General features: G+C 39.7%; 20 protein-coding genes and 1 pseudogene. 19 read left to right on the forward strand and 2 right to left on the reverse strand.

Annotated elements, in window-relative coordinates:
- Window positions 1-6 precede the first annotated feature (6 nt).
- Complete coding sequence (gene lepB, locus AB1401_09745) at window positions 7-615, reverse strand: signal peptidase I (protein ID MEW6615733.1); 609 nt, start codon at window positions 613-615, stop codon at window positions 7-9.
- A gap of 139 nt (window positions 616-754) precedes the next feature.
- A complete protein-coding gene (gene lepA / locus AB1401_09750; GenBank protein MEW6615734.1) occupies window positions 755-2,551 on the reverse strand; it encodes a translation elongation factor 4 in 1,797 nt (598 codons plus the stop codon).
- A gap of 370 nt (window positions 2,552-2,921) precedes the next feature.
- Here lepA and AB1401_09755 point away from each other — a divergent pair.
- From AB1401_09755 to AB1401_09845, 19 genes and pseudogenes are all read left to right on the forward strand, one after another.
- Window positions 2,922-2,984: pseudogene (locus AB1401_09755) on the forward strand (dolichyl-phosphate-mannose--protein mannosyltransferase).
- 642 nt (window positions 2,985-3,626) lie between these two features.
- On the forward strand, window positions 3,627-4,031 hold the full coding sequence (locus AB1401_09760; GenBank protein ID MEW6615735.1) for a prepilin-type N-terminal cleavage/methylation domain-containing protein: 405 nt from the start codon (window positions 3,627-3,629) through the stop codon (window positions 4,029-4,031).
- Between the two features lie 79 nt (window positions 4,032-4,110).
- On the forward strand, window positions 4,111-6,231 hold the full coding sequence (locus tag AB1401_09765; GenBank protein ID MEW6615736.1) for a DUF2723 domain-containing protein: 2,121 nt from the start codon (window positions 4,111-4,113) through the stop codon (window positions 6,229-6,231).
- A 96-nt stretch (window positions 6,232-6,327) separates the two neighbouring features.
- Window positions 6,328-8,403 (forward strand): DUF2723 domain-containing protein, encoded by a 2,076-nt coding sequence (locus AB1401_09770; GenBank protein MEW6615737.1) that lies wholly within the window; start codon window positions 6,328-6,330, stop codon window positions 8,401-8,403.
- 250 nt (window positions 8,404-8,653) lie between these two features.
- A complete protein-coding gene (locus AB1401_09775; GenBank protein ID MEW6615738.1) occupies window positions 8,654-9,607 on the forward strand; it encodes a glycosyltransferase family 2 protein in 954 nt (317 codons plus the stop codon).
- A gap of 8 nt (window positions 9,608-9,615) precedes the next feature.
- On the forward strand, window positions 9,616-11,568 hold the full coding sequence (locus AB1401_09780; GenBank protein MEW6615739.1) for a tetratricopeptide repeat protein: 1,953 nt from the start codon (window positions 9,616-9,618) through the stop codon (window positions 11,566-11,568).
- A gap of 2 nt (window positions 11,569-11,570) precedes the next feature.
- On the forward strand, window positions 11,571-12,983 hold the full coding sequence (locus AB1401_09785) for a radical SAM protein (GenBank protein ID MEW6615740.1): 1,413 nt from the start codon (window positions 11,571-11,573) through the stop codon (window positions 12,981-12,983).
- Between the two features lie 18 nt (window positions 12,984-13,001).
- Window positions 13,002-14,423 carry a radical SAM protein gene (locus AB1401_09790; GenBank protein ID MEW6615741.1) on the forward strand — a complete coding sequence of 474 codons (1,422 nt, stop codon included), beginning with the start codon at window positions 13,002-13,004 and terminating at the stop codon, window positions 14,421-14,423.
- Window positions 14,424-14,471: 48 nt separating this feature from the next.
- Window positions 14,472-15,860, forward strand: a complete 1,389-nt coding sequence (locus AB1401_09795; protein ID MEW6615742.1) for a radical SAM protein — start codon at window positions 14,472-14,474, stop codon at window positions 15,858-15,860.
- Window positions 15,861-15,875: 15 nt separating this feature from the next.
- Window positions 15,876-16,823: a lysylphosphatidylglycerol synthase transmembrane domain-containing protein gene (locus tag AB1401_09800; protein MEW6615743.1), complete on the forward strand. Its 948-nt coding sequence runs from the start codon at window positions 15,876-15,878 to the stop codon at window positions 16,821-16,823.
- Window positions 16,824-16,851: 28 nt separating this feature from the next.
- Window positions 16,852-18,204, forward strand: coding sequence for a nitroreductase family protein (locus AB1401_09805; GenBank protein ID MEW6615744.1), 1,353 nt, complete (start codon window positions 16,852-16,854; stop codon window positions 18,202-18,204).
- Window positions 18,205-18,219: 15 nt separating this feature from the next.
- Window positions 18,220-19,914 (forward strand): hypothetical protein, encoded by a 1,695-nt coding sequence (locus AB1401_09810; protein MEW6615745.1) that lies wholly within the window; start codon window positions 18,220-18,222, stop codon window positions 19,912-19,914.
- A 13-nt stretch (window positions 19,915-19,927) separates the two neighbouring features.
- The gene (locus tag AB1401_09815) at window positions 19,928-21,010 is read left to right on the forward strand and encodes a polysaccharide deacetylase family protein (GenBank protein ID MEW6615746.1); all 1,083 of its coding nucleotides are present in this window, start codon (window positions 19,928-19,930) and stop codon (window positions 21,008-21,010) included.
- Window positions 21,011-21,018: 8 nt separating this feature from the next.
- Complete coding sequence (locus AB1401_09820) at window positions 21,019-21,693, forward strand: hypothetical protein (protein MEW6615747.1); 675 nt, start codon at window positions 21,019-21,021, stop codon at window positions 21,691-21,693.
- Between the two features lie 83 nt (window positions 21,694-21,776).
- Window positions 21,777-22,703 carry an ABC transporter ATP-binding protein gene (locus tag AB1401_09825; protein MEW6615748.1) on the forward strand — a complete coding sequence of 309 codons (927 nt, stop codon included), beginning with the start codon at window positions 21,777-21,779 and terminating at the stop codon, window positions 22,701-22,703.
- On the forward strand, window positions 22,700-23,464 hold the full coding sequence (locus AB1401_09830) for an ABC transporter permease (protein MEW6615749.1): 765 nt from the start codon (window positions 22,700-22,702) through the stop codon (window positions 23,462-23,464). The genes AB1401_09825 and AB1401_09830 overlap by 4 nt, the downstream gene beginning before the upstream one ends.
- Before the next feature lie 61 nt (window positions 23,465-23,525).
- Window positions 23,526-24,185 carry a hypothetical protein gene (locus AB1401_09835; GenBank protein ID MEW6615750.1) on the forward strand — a complete coding sequence of 220 codons (660 nt, stop codon included), beginning with the start codon at window positions 23,526-23,528 and terminating at the stop codon, window positions 24,183-24,185.
- 40 nt (window positions 24,186-24,225) lie between these two features.
- Complete coding sequence (locus AB1401_09840; protein ID MEW6615751.1) at window positions 24,226-24,408, forward strand: hypothetical protein; 183 nt, start codon at window positions 24,226-24,228, stop codon at window positions 24,406-24,408.
- A gap of 15 nt (window positions 24,409-24,423) precedes the next feature.
- The gene (locus AB1401_09845; protein ID MEW6615752.1) at window positions 24,424-25,191 is read left to right on the forward strand and encodes a prepilin peptidase; all 768 of its coding nucleotides are present in this window, start codon (window positions 24,424-24,426) and stop codon (window positions 25,189-25,191) included.
- The last annotated feature ends 62 nt before the right edge of the window (window positions 25,192-25,253 follow it).

Genomic DNA, 25,253 nt, shown 5'->3' on the forward strand with positions numbered 1-25,253 from the left:
TCATTGCTAATGAATTAAATTGCCAATCCTTCCCCACCTAAGACTGCTCTCCAGTCTATCCCATGACCAATATATAATAAAGGCTTTACCCTTCACATCTTCCAATTTTACAAACCCCCAATAACGGCTATCGTAACTATGGTCTCTATTATCCCCCATTACAAAAAGAGAGTCTCTGGGAACAACCACTGGACCATAATTGTCCCGCGGCTGGATACCTTTGGATATAATAATATCATCACTATTCATTGCAAATGGGTTATTAAATTGGGAACCATTAATATAGACCTTTTTGTTTATTATTTCAACCCTGTCACCTTCTACACCAACAACCCTCTTTATAAAGTCCTTTTTCCTATCCTCAGGGTAAATAAAAACTATTATATCACCCCTCTGGGGCTTATTAAAGGTGAGAATCCTGGTACTGGTAAAAGGGATTTTTATCCCATAAATAAATTTATTAACCAGGAGATGATCGCCAACCAGTAATGTTGTCTCCATGGAGCCGGAAGGAATCTTAAATGCCTGAACTACAAAGGTTCTTATGGTAAGTGCCAAAATAACGGCAATTACAATTGCCTCAACCCATTCTCTGATTATCGTTTTTTGCTTCATCAACTACCCTTTCCCTAAAAAGGGTTCGAGGATCCCAGGATTCGAGGGTTCGAGTGTTTGTTTTCTAAGGATTTAATAAGTTCCTTGTAGTTTTTTAACATTTCACTTGAATCCTTGATCCCTTGACCCCTTGAATCCTTTACTTCAATATTGCTAGGAATGCCTCCTGAGGGATTTCAACCTTTCCAATCTGTTTCATCCTCTTTTTCCCCTCTTTTTGTTTCTCTAACAGCTTTCTTTTTCTTGTAATGTCTCCTCCATAGCATTTTGCCGTAACGTTCTTTCTCAAAGGTCTGATAGTTTCTCTTGCTATAACTTTACTGCCTATGGCACCTTGAATAACCACTTCAAACATTTGCCGGGGTATTAACTCTTTCATTCTGGCAACCAGTCCTTTTGCCCTGAAGTAGGCATTATCCTTATGGGTAATCAATGAAAGAGCATCTATCACATCTCCGTTAATGAGTATATCCAGTTTAACCATATCGGACTCGCGAAAATCAAGGTACTCATAATCAAATGAAGCATATCCACGGCTTACCGATTTCAACCTGTCATAAAAGTCAAATATTATCTCGTTTAAAGGCAGCTCATAGGTTAAAACAACCCTGTCCATGCTAAGATACTTGATCTGTCTCTGGATACCACGTTTCTCTTCACACAGCTTCAGCAAAGCTCCTATATAACTATTAGGAAGATAGATGGTAGCTAGCACATACGGTTCTCTAATAGAAACAAGCTCTTGAAGCGGAGGGAATTTGGATGGATTCTCTACATCCAATACCTGCCCGCTTATAGTGGTAACATGGTAAATCACATTAGGTGCAGTGGTTATAAGGTTTAATCCATACTCTCTCTCAAGACGTTCCTGAATAATCTCCATATGCAAAAGACCTAAAAATCCACAGCGGAAACCGAATCCTAATGCCAGAGACGTCTCCGGTTCATATGAAAAAGAGGAATCGTTCAGTTGGAGTTTCTCAAGGGCATTCCTGAGCACATCAAATTGAGCCGATGCAGTCGGATACAAACCACAAAAGACCATCGGCTTCATAACTTTGAAGCCCGGGAAAGGAACATCAGTAGGGCTTTCTGCATCTGTTATAGTATCGCCTATTCTGGTGTCTTTGACTTCTTTAATCCCTGCTATGACAAAACCCACTTCACCGGTTGAGAGTTCTGAAACCTCTATCATATCTGGTGAAAATATACCAACCCTTGCAACCTCAAATATCTTCTTTGAAGACATCATCTGTATCTTCATCCCTTTTTTTATTTTGCCATCAAACACTCTGATTAATACTATAGCGCCCTGGTAAAGATCAAACCAGGAATCGAAGATCAACGCCTTCAAAGGAGCATCTATATTACCTCCCGGAAGAGGAATTTTTTCAATAATAGCCTCCAGTACTTCTCTTACACCAGTGCCCTCTTTGGCGCTTATCAGGATAGCCTCACCAGATTCTATGCCAATAATTTCTTCGATCTCTCCTTTTACCTTGTCGGGATTGGCGCTGGGAAGATCTATCTTATTTATAACAGGCAAAACCGTCAGGTTAGAATCATACGCCATATAGACATTGGCTAAAGTTTGAGCCTCCACTCCTTGAGAGGCATCTATCACTAACACCGCACCCTCACAGGCAGCCAGACTATGATAGACTTCATAACTGAAATCTACATGTCCTGGGGTATCGATTAGATTCAAGATATATGTTTCCTCATTATCGGCGATGTAAGGTAGCCTGACTGTTTGTGCCTTAATAGTAATCCCCCTCTCCCTTTCTATATCCATTTTGTCCAGGAATTGAGGGGTTATTTCCTTTGAACCAAGAATACCCGTAATCTCGAGGAATCTATCTGCAAGGGTAGATTTACCATGGTCTATATGGGCAATAATAGAAAAATTTCGTATTCTTCGTTGATCCATTTTCATCGTAAATTCAATAGGCTATATTATCTTGTTATCTTTGTCAAAGAAAAAAGGTTAGTTTTAAACCAAACGAAAACCTTTATTAATATGTACTTCAAATTTACAGAAAATTCAACTTCTATTTGCATTCATAGATATGAATCGGGGAAGATAGGGCTGAAGGAAGGACAGTATTCAACTGTACACAATAGAACGACTTTACATATGGACTAAAGGATTATTTGATTGTTTGGTATGATACTTGCGGGATCCTAGACCAAAACTTTACTAGGATCATTATAATATTGTGGTTAATCCAGGGAAGGATGTTGAACTGATAATCACTCCTAAAAAATACACCAACTCTGAAAAGGGTTTTACCCTGATTGAATTGATGATCGTTGTTGCCATTATAGGTATTCTGGCAGCCATAGCCATACCTAACTATATTAACTACCAGAAAAAATGCATGCAATCAGAAATAAAAGTTAACCTCTCGGGCATTAGAGTAGTAGAGGAAGCCTATTTAGCTGAGCATAGGACTTATTGCACAACACTATCCGCTATGGGTTTTGTTGTTAAGGGAATAAACTAGATATACTTATGCTGTTAGCACTACCACTACAACAAATTATGTTGTTCAGGCGTTGGGCACTACCGGAGCTGTGAGCGGGGACAGATTGACCATAGATCAAGACGGAAATCTGACAGATTTAGATACATCTTCCTTTTCAAATTAGATATTATTTTCAAATAATCATTACAAAATATTGAACTGAGCTGCCAAAAATTGTCACTATATAGGGTTAATAGTAGCAAAGGCACAGGGTAACAAAGGCAAAAAATCATGCTGTCCTCTGCTTCGTGCATATGTGCCTTTGTCAGGTACGGGACGGGGTTATTTCCGCTCCTACTTGTTTGTGCCTGCATTATCCGCATACTTTAAGGGGTTATTAGGCATAATATTTGCGTCTCTGTTCTAATTAACAGTTAAAAGACAAATACAATCATTTGTCAATAATGAAAACAATCCAGGAAAGGAGGTGTTATTTAAAGGTATCTTGATTGGATTATAGAACTATTTACAAAGGAGGTGTGAATGTTAACCAAATTTAGAAAGTCTATGAAGAGCGAAAAAGGTTTTACCCTAATTGAATTGATGATTGTTGTGGCTATTATAGGAATTCTGGCAGCCATAGCAATTCCTAACTTTCTGAGCTACCAGAAGAAAGCCGCGCAGTCAGAGGCAAAGACAAACCTGGGTGCCATCAGGACATTACAGGAAGCTTATGCGGCTGACCACGATACCTATGCTACGAGTTTGGATGCACTGGGTTTCTCTACTAAGGGAACGGCCAAGTATTCCTACTATGTTTCAACAGCAAATGCAACTACCTTTGAGGCAGTAGCAGAAGGAAAAACTGGATCCATTTCTGGTGACAAATGGACTATGACCCATGGTGGTACATTGACCGATTTAGACCCTGCTTCATTTACAAACTAATACCATTTTTTCTTTAATTAAGCGGGCAGCAATCCTTTTTATTGGAGGGGGCTGTCCGCTTAATTTTTAAACCATACCAATGCCATTCCTTATCTTTATCCTCACATTTCTCTTTTATCTTAATACGGCATCACCCGGGATTCTTCTTCCTGACAGCCCGGAGTTCGTTGCAGCATCTTTCGGCTTAGGGGTTGCCCATCCACCAGGATATTCCTTTTATCTGCTCATGGGAAGATTGTTTTCTCTTATTCCTGTCGGAAACTTAGCATGGCGAATGAATCTAATGTCGGCGCTTTTTGCTTCCTTTACTGTTGTCATTATCTATTTATCAAGTAAAAGAGTCCTCGAAGCTGTTTTCCCTGAAAAAGGATTGGGAAAACAAAATACGAAATGGGGACATATAAGAGAAACGATTTACAAGTCCTCCGCTTCGATAGTTGCCCTCCTCTTTGCTTTTTCTTCTTCATTTTGGTCCTATGCCATAAACACAGAGGCGTATTCGACAAATTGCTTCTTATTGGCTGCTACCCTTTTTTCCTTGATTCTATATGTTTCCTCTAAAGAAAAACCGACAACAAATATGACTCTCTCCTTTCCAACGCAGAAAAGACAGAGATTTTTATATCTGACATCTCTTCTAATAGGGCTTCTTTTAGCTTTTCATACTGTAAATCTAATATATGTGGGATTATTTATTGGTTTTGTTGTTGTTAAGACAATATACATGAATGGTAAAAAAGAAATAAAGATAGAGAATTCGTTTTTAGCCTTATTCTTTTTCCTCTTAGGCATTTCTGTACTCTTTTACCTTCCAATAAGGTCTATGTCTCTCCCTTTTATTAATATCGGTGATTCAGCCAATTGGTGGGATTTTTTCAAAACAGTTACGGGCAAAATTTATACGGGAGAGCTGTCTTTATTTTCCATACCTCTCAGGGAAAAAGCGTATAACCTTTTATACTCTCTTAAATCTATAGGGCATCAATTTACCCTTCCTCTGGCAGGTATAGGCTTGGTAGGTATCTATTTGCTTCTCAAGAAAAAGATTATGACCTTTCTGATGCTCTTATCAGTGGCATTGGCTAATATTCTCTTCTTTGCAAATTATGATTTAGGGGCATCGAGAAATGAATCTTTCCCTTCCCAGCTTTTTTTGCCCTTTTATATTGTATTCTCAGTGTTTTTAAGTGTAGGGCTGGCAGGTATTGCAAAATGGGCAATCTCCAGGGTAAATTTCTCCACTGTTACTAAATTCTCATCTTTATCCCTGATTATTATTCTGGTCATCAGGTTCCCGTTTTACGAAAACTATAAAGTGAGCGATTCCAGTTTAGACCGTTATTTTTATGAATTCGGCAAGAGAAGGGTAGAGACATTCGAACCTAATTCTGTTTTTCTCTGCACAAACAGCAAAAACTCTCTATTCTTCTTGTGGTACTTCAACGTCATTGAAAACAGGAGACTTGATATTGATTCAATGCTGATTAACCCTTTTGTAAAAACCTCCCTTGAGAAAACTCTGAAAGAGCCTAAATTTGGAAATGTCTCAAAAGAGTTAAAAGGAAGAATCTTTAATAACACTATAGAGGTCCGTTCCATGATAATGGATTCGCTGTTAAAGAACTATCTCCCCAGATTTCCTTTTTATATCAATAACCCGGAGGGATATATTGGCGAGGAATATGTAAGAATACCGGAAGGGAACGTGTACAGGATTCAGAGAGAAGCCCCGGAGACAATCGCAAAGAATCCTGCAATAGAAAAGACAGTTAATGCCGTATACAATGATAAGATCATGTTAATAGGCTATAATATGGATAGGTCATCCGCTCATATTGGAGAAACCATCAAACTCTCGCTCTTCTGGAGATCTCTTCAAAAGATGGATAAAGACTACAAATTTATTGTCCTTATAACAGGTGAAGACAACAGGATAATAGGGAAAAAGTTCTCTGATCCATTTACCCATAAACCTGCTTATGGTATATATCCAACGAGCAGATGGAGAAATGGTGAAATCATAAAAGACAACATTGATATCCTGATTCATCTCGGTTTTTCTCCTGGCATCTTTTATATAAATTTAGCGGTTGGGAGTGAAAAAAAAGGTGAGGAATTGTTGCCGATAACATCAGAGGATACTGTAACTGAAGGAAGGTTTGTTCGGACAGCAAAGGTTGAGGTATTACCAGATTATTAGGATAACTCTAGTGGAACGTCCCTTTAAACAGCGCTTTAAACAGCGCATTTAAGTGCGCTGTTGTAACTATGCGCTGTTGTCGGTATGAATTGCTATATGTATATAATCTTTATTGTTTCTTTTTTAATTTACTTGTTTACTCTGGCACCAACCATCATCTTCTCCGATGCTCCTGAGCTGGTGGCTGCCGGTTTTGGATTGGGCACTGCCCATCCTCCAGGCTATTCCCTATATCTCATTCTATTAAAGTTGTCTTCCTTTATTCCATTGGGGAGCCTCTCATGGAAAGGAAATATCCTTTCCGCTCTTTTTGGATCTTTGACTGTAGTAGGGGTATATCTATTGATAAAAGAGGTACTTGCCATTCTTCATTCTGAGAACGGGGAGAAAACTGTAGAACCAGAAATAGATAATCGTAAAACAAAGATACTTATTTACTCTTTGGCTATAGCGTCATCTCTCCTATTTGCCTTTTCGAATAATTTCTGGGACTATGCCTTAGGCTCTGAGGTATATACCCTGAATTCCTTTATATTCTGTTTGGTGCTATTTTTCATTTTAAGGGAAGCCCGCTTTGCCATGGGTTTGTTTAAATCTTCCAGAGGAGACGAAAAGAGATACAGAAACCTTTTCTTTTTATCCTTCACCATAGGTTTCTTTATAGCCCTTCATAGCACTAATCTTATATACATTCCCTTATTTTTTTTAACAATCCTTTATTTGAATTGGAAATTAATGCCTTCGCAAAAATATTTACTTCCTTGCATCTTCTTTCTTATCCTTGCTGTATCGGTTACCCTCTATCTTCCCATCCGCTCACAGATAGATGAAGTAATAAAGATTGGAGACGCATCCAACTGGAAAGATTTTTATAATACTTTAACAGGCAAAGTTTATACAAGCAGACTCCCCCTTCTCTCTATCTCTTTAAAGGAGAGATTGTTCAATTTTCAGTATGCCTTTACCTCAATATCGTTTGAATACCAGCTTTTCTTTATGGTCATAGGAATATTTGGCATCTGGATACTATCCAGAAAATTCCCTCTTTTGTCTCTCTTATTTATACTGCTCATACTGGCCAACGTATCTCTATACGGCATCTTTGATCTGGGGGCAAAAAAAAATATCACCTTTCCCTTCCAGCTTTTCTTTAATTACTATATCCTCTTTTCTATTCTTATAGCCGTTGGATTAAAAACGATACTAGAGGTATTAATCTCTTTTAAGCCACTTAGGTTTCTAAGTCGTACACCTCATTGCTTGCTCTTACTATCTTTAATACCGCTATTCCCTTTGTATCAGAACTATCGCATCAATAACCCCTCTGATTACTACTTCTTTCACGACTTTGGAAAAAATGTCCTTAGCTTTCTGGAACAGGGGTCCTATTTCTTGACTACGAACAAAGAGAACCTCTTGTTTTATTTCCTGTACTTTCAATTCATTGAGGGCAGATGGCAGGATGTCAATGTCCTGACGATCAATCCTTTTATACGGGCGCCTCTGGTAAAGCTGATAAAAACCCCGGAGCACAGAAAGGCACTACAGATTCTAAAGAACGAGCATTTCGATAACAAAGGTTTGGGTATTATAAATGCCTTAGTAAAAAACTATGTGGACAAAGGGCCATTTTTTGCTAACATACAAAGGGAATATATAAGCGATGAATACATAAAAATTCCAAAAGGTTACATCTTCAAGATACAGAAAGAAGCAGAGGGTTTTATAGTCAAAGATCCTGAAATTGTTTATGAAACAATGGTCTCCTATGGCAATAAGATAGAACTTGTGGGCTATAATCTGGATAAAACGATAATAGCCAGAGGAGAGCCCCTGCACGTTACCTGTTTCTGGCAGCGTCTCAGTCAATTAGGAAAAAATCATAAGATAATAGTCGTAATAACGGATCAGTCTGGTAGAATCTTGAGGGAACTCTATAATCATCCCCTCTCTCACTACCCTGTCTATGGCGCCTATCCCACGTCTCAATGGAAGGAAAGTGAAATGGTTAAAGACGAGGGCTATTTTATGCCCCACTTTAATATAGCGCCAGGGAATTACTATATTAACATCGGCATATCAGATGGAAAGGAACTCTTACCCATAACCCAAAGCCAGACCAAAACTGAGGGAAGGTTCGCCAGGTTGGAGAAGATTACAATTAACCCATAACCCCCCTGCCCCCCTTTGGGAAAGGGGGGCAGGGGGGTTATTGCGAAAAATTTCCTTTGGAGCGAACATTAGCTGGATTTTTGGGGAACCCTTCTTAATCCGCCAGAGGCGGATAGAAAATTAACATGTTTGACCCGCCAGAGGCGGGGAGTTTGTTAATTTTCATGGAGCGAGCTTAGATGGGTCGAAAATACTGCTCCAGAGAGCGGAAAAGGGAATTTTTCAGGGCGGACTAATTAAAGGAAACTCTATGTATAAAGATAAAAAAATCGGCGTTGTCGTTCCTGCATATAACGAAGAGTTAATGATTAAGAAGGCACTCTTGTCCATCCCGGAACTTGTGGACATAGTTATAGTTGTGGATGATTGCAGCTTAGACCGAACGTCTGAGCTCGTGGAAGAATGTCAAAAAACATATGGCAGGATTATATTTATTCAGCATGACAAAAATCAGGGGGTTGGGGGAACTATTGTAACAGGGTATAAAAGGGCTATAGAGAAAGGGATTGACGTGGTGGTGGTAATGGCAGGGGATGGTCAGATGGACCCTCATGACCTGATCAGAGTGATAGAGCCAGTAGCAAATGGTGAAGTTGATTATGCCAAAGGGAATAGACTATTCAGAGGAGAATCCTGGGAATTAATCCCTCACTACAGGTATATAGGGAATTCTTTTTTATCGCTATTGACCAAGATTGCATCAGGATACTGGCATATCGCCGACTCTCAATGCGGTTATACAGCGGTCTCTCTCACGGCTTTAAAAAGGATAAACCTGGACTCAATATACAAACGATATGGTATGCCTAACGATATGTTGGTCAAATTGAACATACACGATTTCAAAGTAAGGGATATCTCAGTAAAACCGGTTTATAACCAGGGAGAAAAATCAAACATTAAACTGTGGAGAGTTATCCCCACTATATCCTGGTTATTGACAAAGGGGTTCTTCAGGAGGATTTTTGAAAAATACGTTATAAGAGATTTTCATCCCCTTGTATTCTTTTATCTATTTGGAATTCTGTTCTTTCTAGTCGGTTCTGGTTTAGGTATATTTACTCTGATTATCGACCAACTGAAGCTTTTTGAGATAGGATACGGCTGGATGATTCTGGGGGGTATGCTGTTTATGTCCGGGATACAACTCATCCTCTTTGCTATGTGGTTTGATATGGACAACAACAAAGACCTAAAAGGGTAGAAATTCACATGGAACAGGTAAAATTGTGGTACATGCCGCACAATTTATATAAGATATTTTTTATTATAGTCATTTTCTGGATATTCTCATGGAGTATTAATGGAATCCGGTTTTCCTATGATTCATGGAGCCATCTGTCCATTGGAAGGTATATCATTGACAATCTAACCATACCGAAAACCTTTGTTTTTTCTTACTCCCTCCCACAGAAGGAATGGATAGACTATGAATGGCTTTTTCAGGTTATATTCTATCAGGTATTCCGCATTTTTTCCTATAAGGGTGCTCTTGTCTTTGGGGCTTTGCTTATTACAGCAACTTTTCTTCTTGTATGTCTACATCGTTCGTTTAGGGGGAAAACTTCGGGGAAAAACTTCGAAGATTGGTATGATTTACAGGATTACCTTAACAAAAGGGTTATCATCCATTTTATGGTTATCATGGTAGCCTTTCTGGTTATTGAATCCAGATTAACCCTTCGTCCCCACCTCTTTGAATATCTATTTCTGGCATCATTTCTCATTATCCTGTTCAAGTACAATGCCAGTAAAAAGAGTTTCATAATGCTCCCCCTCATTCAGATTCTCTGGATCAATATACATGGGAGCGCTATTTTAGGACCCTCGATAATTCTAGCCTACTTAACAGGGAAAACGATAGATAATTCTATTGCTGCCGATCAAGAAGGCAGGGGTTGGAATAACTTGGGGGGCTTATTTATGCTCTTTCTATTGGTCTCGATATCGACAATTGTTAACCCATATACGTACAAAATTTTTCAGGTTCCTTACGAATCGGTGGTCTTCTATTTAAAGAATCCGGATATTCAACCTCTATTTGCGGAAAGGCAAAACATATTTGTTACCAGTTCTTTTATTGAGATACTCCCTTGCATAATCCTGCTCTTTGTGAGCGGGTACTCCTTTCTAACGCTGAGGAAAGAACAGAGGCTTTCGGATTTGTTGGTCTACTTTCTTTTTGTCTCACTCCTGTTAGGGGGAAAAAGATTTATGGGAGAGTTCGTCATAGCAAGCTCATTTTTTTCTCTTGAAAATATGAAACGATATGAAGACAAAAAAGCTGCTGAGAAAACCGGAAGAGCACTTTCCAAATCTCCTGTGACAAGCGTTATAAAACTGCTTCCATCTGTCCTCTTTTTTTCCCTGCTCTTTGTCCCAAATATTCATTCAGAATGGAATATGAAAAGCGACCGGTTTCCTCTCCCGGTAAAGGCAGAGGAGTTTATAGAACAGACAAACCTGAAGGGGAATTTGTTAAACTCATTAGAAATAGGGGGTTACCTGATATGGAGAACCTTCCCTGAAAGGCAGGTCTTCTACTGCGACGCTCAGGGCTTCTCTGACCTTTTACCTGCATTTATCAGGGCACATATCGATCCCAGTTCATTGAATGCTTTGGAGCAAAGATATGGTTTTAACTATGCCCTGGTAGCCATTAAGGATCGCTTCGATAAGTATCTCAGTGAAGAGAAAGGCTGGTACCTCGTTTACTGGGACAATAGTTTTTTGCTTTACGTTAAAAAAGATGGCATAAATGATGGTGTTATTAAAAAGTTTGGGTATAATTGGATCAGACCAAAACCAAATCTTTCATACCTTGACGGCTATTTAAAAACCCCTGATAGGCTATCTATGGTGATAAAGGAATTCCAAAGGGCACTGATCTTTAATCCTGATTTTAAGGAAGGATACTCTTCACTGGGTTATATCTATCTGAAGTTGGGAGACCTGGAACCGTCTCTTAAAAACTATCTCTCTTTGCTTTCTATTGACCCTCAAAATATTTCGGCACTGACCAATATCGGAGTGATAAAAGCCAGGCAGGGGAGGTTAAAGGAAGCTATTGAATACTGGAAAAAGGCTATTGAAATAGACAGCAAAAATGTCACTGCTATCCAAAACATACAGAGAGCAAAACAAACACTGAGCGATAAATTATAACTATGAAAGTACTATTAATTTCACCACCTGCATTTAACACCATTCGGGGGGACTCGTCGGACATCTTTGAAGAGGAAAGCGGCATTTATCCTCCGTTAGGATTAATGTATGTAGTTGCTTATCTCAAAGTACATACTGACCATTCTGTAGAAATTCTGGATACTCAGGCAAATGGTTTGACTTACCCAGAGATAGAAAAGGAGATAAGGCGAATATTACCGGATATTGTTGGTATAACTACTCTCACATTTACCCTGATTGATGTCATTAACATAGCAAAAATGGTAAGAAGAATTGATAGCAATATCCACATCTGTTTGGGTGGACCTCATGTCTACATCTATCCCGATGAGACTATCCGATTTCCCTTTGTTGATTCCCTGGTTCTGGGGGAAGGTGAGATAGCATTTGCAGAACTGACTGACTCTTTGGCAAAACATATCCCCCTGGATAAGGTAAAAGGGATTGTGTTTAAAAATGGGGGAGAGATTATTCATACAGAATCCAGAGAATTTAACACAAATCTGGACTCCCTTCCTTTTCCAGAACGAGGGATGACCCCCTATAAGAGTTATAGTTCTGTTTTGTCTAAAGAGTCATTAATGACCACCATGATGACCAGCCGGGGCTGTCCATTTTCATGCATATACTGCCATAGACCCCATATGGGAAAGAAGTACAGGTACAGATCCGCTGTCAATGTTGTGAATGAGATGGAAGAGTGTGCAAATATGGGTATAAGGGGATTTATGATCTTTGATGATATATTTACTTTAAACAGAGACAGGGTATTTGATGTATGTAACGAGATTATTAACCGTAGATTGAATATAAGCTGGGACATAAGGTCGAGGGTAAATACTGTTGATTATGAGATGCTTAAACAGTTGAAAAAGGCAGGCTGCAAAAGGATATCCTATGGCATTGAAGCGGGTACAGACAAGGTACTGAAAGCATTAAAAAAAGGGACTACTTTGAAACAGGCAGAAGAAGCAATAAAGATGACAAAGAAGCTGGGGATAGCTACTTTAGCGGACTTTATGATCGGTTCTCCTGAAGAGGAGCGGGAGGACATAATCAAGACTATTGACTTTGCTCTGAGGCTTAAGCCCGACTTTGCACAGTTTACAATAACGACCCCTTACCCTGCTACTGAACTCTATAGATTGGGGTTAGAAGACGGATTAATAAAGGATGACTATTGGAAGGGATTTGCGGAAGAGCCTGACCGTGGTTTCGAGACCCCTGCCTGGGAAGAAAACCTTTCCAGGAAAGAACTATTTGGATTGCTACTGCTTGCTTACAAAAGATTTTATCTCCGCCCAGGTTATATTATGAAGAGTTTAATTAAGGTTCGGTCGTTCAAGGAACTCAAAAAAAAGATGAAAGCCGGGTTAAAAGTCTTTAAAATTTAGGAAGGGGACGGTTAACCGATGAGAGTAGTTTTAATAAATGCACCTTATTTAGATATATATGGTTCAATAAACGTTGGAAGGAATCATGGTTTTTCACTTGGACTGGGATATATAGCCTCAGTTCTCCGCGATGCTGGAAATGAGGTTTATCTGTTAGACCCTGAGCCGTTACAGATGGACCATAAAGACATAAAAAATTACCTCATCGAAAAAGACCCACAGCTCGTGGGCATATCCTGTGCTACCCCTAACTTTAAGGGCGCCTGTCAAATAGCACAGCTCATAAAAAGAGAGATGGGGATTGCTGTGGTTCTTGGAGGGGTACATGCTTCCGGAGTACCGATGGAGATAATGGAAAACTATCCGGAGTTTGATATTGTAGTCGTAGGAGAAGGGGAAAAGACAATGGTTGAACTGTCCCAGGAACTTGATAAACCTAAACCCCATTTAGAAAGTGTTCTTGGTATCGTATACAGGGATAATGGAACTGTAAAGAGAACTTTACCACGCCCTTTAATTGAAGACGTGGACAGTATACCCTTTCCTGCCCGGGATCTGGTAGACCTGTCTAGATATCGATCTCAGGTACACTTAGACCGGGGAAAGAGGTTTGCAACCATGCTTACAAGTCGTGGATGCCCGGCACGGTGTACCTACTGCGCCACCAAATTGACTATGGGAAGAGGCTTCCGTGCTCATAGCCCTGAATACGTAATATCAGAGATAGAGCACCTTATTACTGCATATGGCATAGAACATTTTGTGTTTGTAGATGACACCTTTACCATTAATAAGAAAAGAGTAGAAAAGATATGCAGGATGATAATAAAAAGGAATTATAACATTATCTGGTACTGTTTTGCCCGTGTAAATACAGTTTCAAGAGACTTGCTTCTGCTTATGAAAGAAGCCGGGTGTTTTAGCCTGCTATATGGAGTGGAGTCAGCTAACGATAAAATATTAAAAAATATCAAGAAAGGGGCAAATGCTGATCAGGCAAGAAATGCACTAAAGATCAGTAACGAACTTGGATTTAAGACCCTTGCTGCGTTTTTGATTGGCAGCCCTGGAGATACTAAAGAAACAGTCGAAGAAAACATCAAATTTGCTATAGAGTTAAATCCTGTGATAGCTTCATTTAATCGCATTACTCCATTTCCTGGAACTGAGCTATATGAAACCCATTACAAGCCCAGATACGGAAACGTTACAGTTTGGGACGATTTTTTCCCAAAAGGCATTAACCCGATACTTGTCTCAGAAAACCTGAGTAAATCAGATTTACAGAAGTTAACTGTAAAGGCATATCTCCGCTTTTACCTTCGCCCTAAACAGATAATACGGATCCTATTTAATCTTGGTTCCTTTTCTGAATTTATGGCATATGTTCGAGGGGCGTTTGGCTTGTTCAGGCGCATTTGGGAATGGAAACGAGCATAGAGGGGGAAAACTGAAAATTCAGAGGATAGGATAGGAAAAAAGACACCTATGGAGAAGGCATTGCTTATACATGTTGGACAAGAGGATTTTAGCTATACACTGGCCAGTAAACGGGATTACGCATTTAAGCGAGAGGTACAGATAGGGTTTGCTTATTTAGCCGCTGCCCTGGCACAGCATCAGGTTGATGTTGAGATACTCGACTTGACTCTCAACGACTGCACCTTTGATCATCTCATGGCTAAAGTAAATGAGGAATGCCCTGTTTTCATTGGTTTTTATGCTGCCACGACTATCAAAGAACGAGTAATAGATTTTGTTCGTTTCCTGGTAAAAAACTTGTCAGACAAAAAAATCCTCATTGGCGGCCCGGATATCTTTAATGTTGATGACTACCTGACCGCTGGTGCAGATGCCTTTTGCATAGGTGAAGGAGAGAGGACCATTATCGAACTGTTAGAATATTGCCGTGGACAGCGAGAGCTGGACAGCATAAAAGGTCTTGCTTACTGTCAAGATGGTCAGATTATTCACACTCCTCCCCGGAAGTTGATTGAAGACCTTAATGAACTGCCTATACCTGCATGGGATAAGTATGATTTGAACTGCTACTACGATTTCCATGTTTTTGATATGAAAACTCCCTATACCTCAATCATGGCTTCCCGGGGATGTCCTTTTAACTGTACTTACTGTGTTTCACATAAGATTTGGGGAAATAAGCTCCGTTATCGCTCTCCAGAGCATGTTATGAATGAAATAGACTATCTCGTCAAGGAAAAAGGTGTACGATATATCACTTTTCAAGATGACATCTGGGGATGGAACAATGACGAATGGGCGCGTAGTATTTGCTTGAGCCTTATAGACCGCAAGTATGATCTCAAGTGGCGTTGTATCCTCCATCCATTCAGTTTCAAGGGAAGCCGGAAAGATATTTTGCCCTTGATGCGACAGGCAGGCTGCACTTCTATTACTACCGGGCTTCAGTCTGCATCGGCAAGGATTCTCAAGAATATAAATCGCAGCCCCAAAGAACCCGAATCACTTGCTAACTTAATCGGGATTGCCAAGAGGTTAGGCATCAACAACAACACAGCTTTCATTTTTGGGCTGCCAGGCGATACAGAAGAAAGCATAGAAGAGTCAATCCGTTATGCGATTAAGGTTAGACCGACTTTTGCCGCTTTTTACACCCTTTCAGTACTACCAGGCTCTGCTATTTGGTCTATGGAACAACATGGACATTTTTCAAGATTGCCACCGGAATTCCTGGAACGAAAATGCAGGGAAGCAGCCAGGCGTTTTTACACTAATCCTCGTATCTTATGGCAGCTTTTCTGCTCAGTTATTCGCACAAATCCTAAATGGTTTCTAAAAGCCATGAACAGAATGAGCTACTTGACACAATTTGCAGGCCTTTCCAGACAGAGGTAGAAAGGATGGAAGGAATTGACAATAAAAGGGTTACTTCAAAACAAAGGCATAGTAAGGTTAATAGGTGCCCTTATATTTATTGTTATCCTTACCAGAATAGATTTTTCTAAAATCATAGAGGCATTTCTCATCACAAACCTTTTCTATTACTTGGGAGGGCTGGCATTAACATTACCGGTTGTTGGATTAAGTGCAATAAGGTGGCAAAAGATTCTGAGCATCCTGAACATAAAGTACAGCCTGAAAGACTGTTTTGCAGTTTATTCCATAGGGTTATATATAGGGTTACTAACCCCTGGGAAATTGGGAGATTTCATTAAAGTGCTCTATCTGGCTAAGGAAAAGTTCTCTGTCCGAAGGTCGCTTATAAGTGTAGCTGGAGATAAGGTTTTCGACTTTATTGCTCTACTGGTATTTGGGATAGCAGGTATGGCTGTTTTTTTTAAAGATTCCTTAAACTCATTATTCTATTTAACTTTATCAATGCTGATAGCTGGTATGGTTTTATATATCACCTGCTGCCGAAAGAGAGGCAGCACTCTATTGGCAAGGATAACCGATAGCCTGGTTCCAGAGAAGTACAAAGACAGTATTAAGGTAAACAATCTATTGGATGATCTTAGATTATTTAAAGGAAGAGATGCAATATGGCTCTCTGTATTAACCCTGACAAGATGGTCAATCTTTTTTATCCTTAGTTATATCCTGGTACTGTCCCTTGATATAGATATATCATTTTTAAATGCAACAATTAGCATAGCAGTAGCTTCTATAGCAGCAGTACTCCCTATATCAATTGCAGGTATCGGGACGAGAGATGCAGCTTTAATACTAATGTTTTCTGAACTGGGATTAAGCGCAGAAAAGGCTGTAGCCTTTTCTCTCCTTCATTTGTCTATATCCGTTCTAATGGTTATAATAGGATTTGTATTCTGGATGCAAAGACCTTTAAAGGCTGATTAGTCTACCCTGAAACGTGAAGAAGTATCTATTGGAGCAAATAAAACTGATGGACATCTTTGAGGCAATTCTGAAAAGAAGAAGCATCAGAAAGTACATGGACAAGGATATACCTGACGAGATTCTTGAAAAGATACTGGAGGCAGGTACATGGGCGCCTTCATCCTGCAACGAACAGTTGTGGAACTTTATTGTTGTTAAGAGTAAGGAGACAAGGGAAAGACTGGTGAGTGAAGCCGGTAGTTCCTCTCTGATACTAAAGGCACCGTTACTGGTGGTAAATACCTATCATAACCAGAACTTAAAAGAGGCTTATACCTCTATGGCAGTTGCCATACAAAACACCTTTCTGACAGCATTTGCTCTGGGTCTGGGTTCCCTGTGGCTGGATAGTATTGGTAAAGAACGGGTAGTTAAGGATATACTGGCTATTCCGGATGACCAGGTCATCGTCTGTTTCAGCCTTTTCGGTTACCCTAAAAAGACTATACTGAATCCTCCTCCAAGAAAACCGCTGGATAAGGTAGTACACAGAGAATCCTTTTTTCAAAAACAGCAAAACACCTTTTACCATGATCCAAATAAATGGACTATTGAAAGCATAAGGGAATACCAACGATTTTTCTGTCGAAAAACTGAATTGGGACATCCTGTAGATGTGGTAAACAGACATGAAAAAGCCTTTATTGAGAAGCTGTTAAGTGGTGTTTCAGATGCCATCTTAGATGTCTTCTCTTATGACGGTTCATTACTGAACCTCTTTCCTATGGAAGCCCAACTCTTTTCATTAAATCTGTCCGAACAGACGTCCATTTATACGAAGAATGCTACAGAACATGAAGTTGAACATTTGATATATGACGGTTCTATAGAACTTGAGAATGAGTCCATAGGCACTGCGACCTGTCTTTTCAAGCTGGAGCGTATCCCGACCGGAGATTACGGAAAACTGTTTAAAGAAATCAAACGGGTGCTAAGAGATGACGGCAGGTTTCTTATATTAACTAGAGAAAGCAGATCCCTTTACAACCTTTTTTACATGGTAATGAGCAAAATCTTCGGTGATAATGTGAAGAAGTCAGCCATATTCTCATTTTTTGGGCCTTACAAACCTCTTAACTCAAAAACTATCAAAACTGAATTGGAAAATAGCGGGTTCAAGGTTGTCGTTGAGAGGTTTTGTTTGTTCCCCCCAATTTTTGAGGATATTTTTCACCTGTTTTTACAATACAGGGCGTCTGGAGGGACAACTTTCTTACATGCAATGGGTAGGAAAAGCTTTTTTCTTACAATCTTGAGAAAGATATTCGATCTTCAAAAGGTTAGAAGATCCAGGTCCGGTTCGTTGGCTTTGATAACAGCGGGAAAAAATACAACGCAGTAAGTTACAGGTTTAATTATGACAGGTGTAAAAAACGAACATGATATATATGCAGAGACAGCCATAGGGCAGATCCCCCGCTTGCTCAGCATGATGGATCGCAAAGAATTTTCGCTCAACTATGGATGCCTTGATCGTCCATATTGGCAGTACAGAATGATAGACTTTCCAGGGGCATCCTTTCAGACCGCTGCCCTTTCTCTTGCCATGGCATATAAGAACAACTATCCACACAGCGTATACTTCAATAACCGAAGGGTAAAAAAATGGGCAATTGCCGCAATACAGTTTTTAGCAAAGATACAGAACGCAGACGGCAGCTTCAGTCATTTTTATCCAAACATCTGGAGTCTTGCTGTAGTGGCATTTCCTGTATATTCAGTCTCGGAGGCATATTTGCTGCTGGAGGATGAAATGGACAACAGAACCAAAGAAAGCCTGTACAGTATGTTCAAAAAGGCAGGAGACTGGATGGTCAGATGTGATGACATGGAGGTTACAAACCAGATGGCGGGGGCAGCCATGGCCCTTTATAACATCTATCTGATTACACAAGACAACAAGTATCTTGTTGATTCTCAAGCTAAAATTGACAGGATTCTTACTACTCAAACCCCGGACGGCTATTTCTATGAATATGGCGGTGGAGATATTGGTTACTCTACAGTTACTATTGACTACCTTGCCAAGTATTATCAAAAAACCGGGAAGGAATATCTGCTGGAACCTCTGGAGAGATTAATCGAGTACGTGAGTTACTTTTTCCATCCAAATTTTACCTCAGGTGGAGAGTATGCAAGCCGGAATAACGAATTTGTTATACCAGGCGGCTTTGAGATACTGGCAGACAGAATCCCATTGGCAGGAACGATCGGGGATTTTGTGTTGAATGGTTTGAAAGAGAAGGCAATAATAGACTCTGCTACCCTTGACGGCTTATACCTTTGTGTAAACAACCATTCCTATCTTGAAGCCTATGAAAACTATAAGCCCAGAAAGAAAACCGAACCCATCCCTCATTATCAGAAGGGAATCAGGTATTTCCCCTTTTCCAAGACCCTTGTTATAAACAACGATGCATTTTACTCTGTGGTAGGAGCCGGGAAAGGAGGAACAATCAGAATTTACACAAGAAATGGCAGCCAGTCAAGGTTGCTTTTAGACGACTGTGGACTTGTTGGAAGGCTCTCAAACAGCACGGTAGTAAGCAGCCAATGGCTGGACCCGGATTATAAAATAGACTATGATGAAAACAAAAGGCTCATATCCATAAAAGGGAACTTACACAGGATAAATCAGGCCAGCCTTACCTCATGTAAGCTGTTTCTGTCAAGGATTGTTCTCTCAGTAATCTCCAAACTTCCATCTGTTAGAAGGTTTATATATAAAAAACTGCGCCAGATACTTATAACAAAAAGCAGTTCCTTCCCTGTTGGATTTAAAAGGGATATACAGTTTTATGATGAAAAGATAATAATTGTTGATCATGTAATACGTGAAAAGAGTTTAAAATTTCTTTATCTTGACGCCCTTTCCAAATTCACAACCATGTACGGACAGTCAAAGGAATTCTTCCAGCCTCAAGAACTTTTCAGTTTGGAAGGCTTCCCCAGGGAAGATTTTACTAATCTTTTTAATAAGAGAGGAAATGCAGCTCTTTCACGAACAATTTATCCTAGGGAAGAGAAGATAGAATGGCATATCGTTAGCTAAGCGGTGAAAAAGAATGGACCATCTTGAACAATATCTGATACAAATACTATCTTTCTGGCTTCAGGCAGAAGAAAAAACACTGGAGGGAGTGGTTGCCCCATCAACTCTAACATTGATGAAAGAGTTGCTTTTGGAAAACAGGCTATCCTCTTTCCAAAAAGTCACCAGAAAGTTAGTATCTCCATTACTAAGAAGGACTCCCTCCAAGCTACGTTATTCTGTAACTACTATTTTAAAAGGGATTAGAAGCCTAAAAGGGATACGCTCCGAAGGCATCGGACAGTGCAGGCTGGTTCAGATAATAGAACAATTGAAGGGCAAAATGGGAATCAAAAGGTATATATGGGATGGGAAAAGTTCTGCCCTCTGTATGACGCATGACGTTGACTATTCGGCAGGCTACAGGAACCTTCTAAAAGTTGCAAGGCTGGATAATAGATATGGGATAGAATCTACATTCAATCTGCTGGTTTACGGAGACTATAGATTAGAAGAAAGCCTGCTTTCGGAAATAATAGATATGGGTCATAATATCGGGCTTCATGGATATGACCATGACATAGCCTTTGGATACAGGCAAAAGAGATATATAGAAAACAGACTGAGAACCGCAATGAAGGGGTTAAATGTAAATGTAAGTGGTTACAGAGCCCCGGCCTTTTGTTTTAGCAGAAACCTGATTGAAGTACTAAACGATCTTGGTTTTAAATATGATACCTCTTTACTCGTAACCAACGGTCCTTATCATGGCATAGAGGTCTGTTTCCCTTATCGTTATCCATTTTTAAGAATATGGGAAATTCCTTTGACCATAGACGATACCTTTCTCTTTAGAGACCGTAGACTCTCTGAAAAAGAAGCCCTGAGGGTTTCAAAACATGTAATCGCTGACGTAAACGCTGTAGGGGGTTTGACAGTAATCAATACTCATCCCAGCATTATCATCAGAAACCTAAATTTCTATGAAGAATTATTGGGTTACCTGAAAGAACAGGACAATATACAACTTGAATCCATGGAGTCTCTGGTTAACTATTTAGAGGAAAAGCAGCAAAACACGGTTAAACCTCTTATCCTGAAGACGGAAAATAATTGAAATCTGTTATGAAAATAAGGAAAGGCATTAGGATACCCATTCTTATTTTTTCCCTTATAGGGATAATTATCTCAATGTACTCACTCCAGCAAAGGATAGATCGTATTAAACTGGAAACGAGAACAATTGAAGACTTAAAGTACCTGCCGTCAGGGAAATTTATCAAACCAGCCGCACTTGGTTTCGATGAATTGTTAGCCGATTTACTCTGGATCAAGGCAGTAACCTATTTTGGGGGACATTACCTTACAGACAAGCAGTATAATTGGCTCTACCACATTCTGGATATTACCACAACTCTGGACCCCAGGTTTGAATATGCTTATGAATTTGGAGGGATAATACTCTCAATTGAAGCAAACCAGATAAAGGAGAGTGTTGCCTTACTCAAAAAGGGTATTGAAAACCATCCTAAAGAATGGAAACTGCCATTTCTTTTAGGCTTTATTCATTTTTACTATCTCAATGACTATAAACTTGCAGCTCACTACATAGAAAAGGCTTCACTGCTGCCCAACCGTCCTGACTTTTTACCTGGTTTAGCCGCAACCTTTTATACTAAAGCCCATACCCCTGAATTGGGCGTAGAGTTTCTAACCATGGTATATAACAGTACCAATGATGAACGGGTGAGAAAAAACATTGAAAAAAAGATAAGAGAGATTATAAGCGGTTCAAAGTAGTATTGGAACGTCCCTTTAAACAGCACACTTAAGTGCGCTGTTGTCGTTATGAATTGCTAGAAGGAGGAAAATGCTAATTGATAGTGGTTAAGACTCAAGGGCTGTCCAAGGAATTCAGGACAGGATTTACAATGAAGAAGGTAAGCGCACTTCATAACCTGAATCTGGAGGTCGAAGAGGGAGAAATCTTTGGATATATAGGACCTAATGGTGCCGGTAAAACAACCACCTTAAAGATACTTACAGGGCTTATATATCCCACTTCCGGAAATGCATGGGTACTCGGAAGAGACATCAGAGACGTAGCTATTAAGAAGGACATCGGTTTTCTTCCGGAAGGACCTTATTTCTATGATTATCTTACAGCAAAAGAGTTTCTATATTTTTATGGACAACTTTTTGGCATGAGAAATAGAGAGATAGAAAAAAATGTGGACGAACTCCTTGATCTGGTTGAGCTTAGGCATGTAAAGGATATCCAGCTTAGAAGATTTTCCAAGGGGATGCTACAGAGAATAGGCATTGCTCAGGCACTGATCAACAACCCAAAGCTTTTACTGCTTGATGAACCCATGTCAGGATTAGACCCTATTGGAAGAGCAAAGATTAAGGAAATTATCCTTCAATTGAAAGAAGACGGAAAGACCATTTTATTTTCGTCACATATACTATCAGATGTAGAGATGCTATGTGACAGAGTCGGGATACTGACTAATGGAAAGTTGACAGATGTAGGAAGCCTGGACAGCCTTTTAATACCCGAGGTAAAATCAATAGAGATCGTTATGTCCCGCCTGGAAGAGAATATTATAGAGGAAATCAGAACTATTACAGAAAAGGTAACCTTAAGGGACGAAAAGATGTTAATTATGGTTGATGGCGAGGAAAATAAGGAAAGGGTATTGAGAATTATCGAAAAAAACAGGGGCAGATTGCTATCTTTAACACCTCGAAGAAAAACGTTGGAAGAGTATCTTGTTGAGAAGGTAAACAGAGGGATTGTCTTATGAAAATAAGGGCTATTATGGTCAACACCTTCAGGGAAGCTATCAGGGATAAGGTGCTTTACAGCCTTTTATTCTTTGCGCTTTTGATGATTGGGGGATCAACCCTGTTGGGCAGATTGACTATCGGCGAAAACATTAAGATTATAAAAGATATGGGATTGGCAAGTATCTCTATATTCGGCTTGCTGATTGCCATATTTGTTGGGGTTGGCCTGGTTTATAAAGAGATCGATAAAAAGACAATTTATACTGTTATTGCAAAACCTGTCCATCGTTACCAATTCCTGCTTGGTAAATACCTTGGTCTGATCTTGACCTTGCTGGTAGAGGTTGCTATCATGTCTTTCGGTCTTCTGCTCCTGGTCTTATCTTATGAGGGTCATATAGATCCTTCGATCCTTAAAGCAATCCTGTTGATCTTCTTTGAATTGATGACCATAACTGCCCTTGCAATTTTATTTTCATCTTTCTCTACCCCTGTTTTAAGCGGGTTATTCACTTTGGCTGTATATATAGTAGGACATCTGTCTCGTGACCTGCTTGCCTTCGTAGTCGAATCCGAAAGCACCATGATTAAATATGTTACGGCATTTATATACTATTCTTTACCGAATCTGGATAATTTTAATATTAAGGGGAGAATAGTTCATCAAGTACTTGTAAACTGGGAGTATCTATCCTTTGCCATGCTTTACGGGGTTTTGTATATATTGATAACCTTGCTTTTGTCCATGGTGATCTTTCAAAGGAGAGATTTCAAATAAAAGAAAATAACAGGGGTTCAAGGGGTCAAGGATTCGAGGGACTTAAAGTGGATGGATACGAATGATAAATAGAGATGTAAAAAAAAGGGTCATTGGGATATCGGCACTAGTGCTCATAATGATCGTGATGGTATTTATAAAGGTATATTCAGGATCCATAAAGGAATATGAAAAGGGAGAAAAATCATTTGGAAAAGGGGATATTGAAGCCGCTATTGCTCATTACCAGAGATCAATCCAATGGTATACCCCTTTCAACAAATATGTCTCCAGATCAGCTGAACGTCTCTGGGAAATTGGCAATAAAGCCGAAGGAAAGGGAGAGGACGACCTTGCCTTAAAGGCATATCAGGAACTTCGAAGCAGCTTATACTCCGTGAGAAGCTTTTATACTCCTTATCCTGAATGGATAGAGAGATGTAATGATAAGATATCCTCTCTGGTAGCCAAAAAGGAGACTTATTCAAAAGAGGACAGGGGGAAAACCTTCGGACAGAGGAAAGCCGAATCCCTCAAGATATTGAAGAAGGATTATGCACCCAATGTTTTCTGGTCAATATTTCTGGAGATTGGTTTTATAGGCTGGATAAGTTGCACTATTGGTTTCATCTTTCGTGTATTCACCGGTGAAAAGGGGTTCAATGGAAAACGGGCATTGTTATGGGGTGGGCTTATAATAATCTTCTATGCCTTATGGATAGCAGGGATGATGAGGGCATAGAACAGGACTCAGAAATCAGAAGTCAGGAGTCAGAAGCGAAATGTTAGTCATTTATATTTCAATGGTGATTGTTGGCATTTTAATGATTGGCTGGGGTTTTTGGGCTGCTTACTATGCCAGAAAGCCGTTTAATATAATCGGTGCTGTCTTTACCCCTGCAGGATTGATAGTCGCCTTATTAGGGGTGCTTCTAATATGTGTCCCGGGCTTCTTCTCGTTTTGAGGTCATGGAGGAAAAATGTCTTTTATCATCGGATACCTTATCCCCTTTATCTTTGGAACTGTCATTGGTAGTTTCCTGAATGTATGTATATTCCGTCTCCCTAAAAAACAATCAATAATATCTCCTTTCTCCTATTGTCCAAACTGCCATAACCCCATAAAATTCTATCATAATATCCCAATTCTGAGTTTCATTTTTCTAAGGGGGAAATGTAGTAACTGCGGGGAACCTATATCTTTCAGGTACCTTGTCGTTGAACTGCTTGCCGGTTTACTTTCTCTGGCACTATTTCTAAAGTTTGGGCTTTCTCTTAGCTACTTTGTATATCTGACTTTCAGCGCCTCATTGCTCGTCATAACCTTTATAGACCTGGATCACCAAATCATACCCGATGTTATTACTCTTCCAGGTATAATTGTGGGTTTTACAGCTTCTCTTTTTTTGCCGGGGATAACCTTCACGGATTCCATAATAGGTATTACTGCCGGGGGGGGAGGACTCTTCCTGGTAGCGATGGGTTATAAGCTTGTGGCTAAAAGAGAAGGCATGGGTATTGGCGATATAAAACTCATCTCCATGATTGGGGCATTTCTGGGTATAAAAGGGGTATTATTGACTATTTTTTTAGGCTCACTGTTTGGCTCATCGGTGGGTTTGGCGGTAATGCTTAAAGAGAAGAGAGACCGTAGATACGCTGTACCTTTCGGCCCATTCTTAGCCATTGGTGCTATAATCTATATTTTTTGGGGAGATATTATACTAGGACATTATCTGTATTTGTAAATAAGGTCAAGGAATCAAGGTTGCCAAATACCCTTGTATTTGGTATAAGATTTGCTGTAGAA

The organism is Thermodesulfobacteriota bacterium (assembly GCA_040757775.1).
In the GTDB taxonomy this organism is placed as follows: domain Bacteria; phylum Desulfobacterota; class UBA8473; order UBA8473; family UBA8473; genus UBA8473.